Raw genomic sequence first — 1,577 nt, 5'->3', positions numbered from 1 at the left:
CCGCCCACCCCCCACCACTTGTCCCAATTCTACTACTCCGCCTCCCACCCCCACCCACACCCCCCCGGGGCGGCCCCCGCCGGGGGCCCCCCCCCCCGGCCCGCTTTGTAACGCCCCCCGATATACCTTCGGGTCCGATATATTGTCGCCGTGGACATACCGCTGCGCGAACCCACCTTCCTGATCCTGACCGCGCTCGCCGTTGAGCCAATGCACGGCTACGGACTGATCGGCGAGGTCGCCGCCCTCTCCGACAACCGCGTGTCGCTGCGCCCCGGAACGCTCTACGGCGCGCTGGACCGGCTGGTCGACGCCGGCCTCGTCGACGTCGACCGGGAGGAGGTGGTGGACGGTCGACTGCGCCGCTACTACCGCCTCTCCCCCGACGGCGACGCCACCCTCAGCGCCGAGACCGAACGGCTGCGACGCAACGTCGAGGCCGCCACCGCCCGGCTCGCCGCACGGGCCCGTGCCGCCCGACCGACCACCCCACGCCTCGCCGGAGGCCTCGCATGACCGAGATCGAGCGCCGTTACCTCCGGCTCCTCGCCGCGTACCCCGCCGACTACCGGCGGGCCCGGGGCGCCGAGATCGTCGGCACGTACCTGGACCTGGCCGAGCCGGGCCGCCGCTGGCCCACCCCGGCGGACGCCGTGGACCTCCTCCGCGGCGGGCTCCGCCAACGGGTACGCGCCACCGGCGTCACCGACCTGGTCCCCGGGGTACACCTCGCGGCCGCCCTGGCCCTGCTCACCGCCACCACGCTCGCCGGCATGTGGACCGTGCTCGAACTGCGGCCGGCTCTGCCCGGCTTCGGCGAGCCGTCCGCCGGGCCGTTCGTCTCGCTCGGCATCGTGGCGTGGGTCGGTTGGCTCCTCGCCGCGGGTGTGCAGGCGCTGGCACCCAGCCGGTGGCACCGACGCGCGGTCGCGCTCGCGCTGCTTCTCACGGTCGCGCTCGTCCCCGCCGCCGCGCTCACCGGCCTGCCCCGTCCACCGTTGTTCGTGCTGCTCCCGCAGGTCGGGTTGGGTGTGGTCGCGCTCGGCGCGTCCCGCGCGCGGCCGGTGTCGCTGCGGGTGGCGCCATTGCTCGCCGCCGTCGCCGGCCTGGCGGCGGCCGCAAGCCTGACGCCGGGAAGTTTCGCCTGGACCTATCGCGCGGTGAGGGCGATTCTGATGTTGCAGGACACCGCCGTGGCGGTGCTCGCGGTGGCCATGCTGCTCGCGGTGGGACTGGCCGTACGTGGCGACCACCGGGGCGGGTGGGCCCTGCTGATCCTGCTCACCCCCGTGGGTCTGCTGGCCCTGCTACCGCTGGCCGGGGCGGCGGACGGCATGCGGAGCGCGTTCGTCCCGAACTGGACGGCGCTCGCCGCGACGGCTGCCGTGGTCGCGCTGGTCGGCCCCGCGCTGCTACCGGTGGCCCTCGCCGTCCGCGCCCGACTGGCCCGACCCCCCGCGCCGAGCGCCAACCGCTAACCGCACCGCACCGCACCGCACCGCACCGCACCGCACCGCACCGCACCGCACCGCACCGCACCGCACCGCACCGCACCGCACCGCACCGCACCGCACCGC

Annotated in this window: 2 protein-coding genes; both read left to right on the top strand. The window is 75.6% G+C overall.

Annotated elements, in window-relative coordinates; translation table 11 throughout:
- Positions 1 to 150: 150 nt before the first annotated feature.
- Positions 151 to 516 carry a helix-turn-helix transcriptional regulator gene (locus AB0B55_RS05270; protein WP_357134855.1) on the top strand — a complete coding sequence of 122 codons (366 nt, stop codon included), beginning with the start codon at positions 151 to 153 and terminating at the stop codon, positions 514 to 516.
- Complete coding sequence (locus AB0B55_RS05265) at positions 513 to 1,478, top strand: hypothetical protein (protein ID WP_357170620.1); 966 nt, start codon at positions 513 to 515, stop codon at positions 1,476 to 1,478. The genes AB0B55_RS05270 and AB0B55_RS05265 overlap by 4 nt, the downstream gene beginning before the upstream one ends.
- Positions 1,479 to 1,577: the final 99 nt, after the last annotated feature.

This window comes from Micromonospora sp. NPDC049107 (assembly GCF_040648595.1).
Classification (GTDB): domain Bacteria; phylum Actinomycetota; class Actinomycetes; order Mycobacteriales; family Micromonosporaceae; genus Micromonospora.
This window is presented reverse-complemented; position numbering and strand designations above follow the sequence as displayed.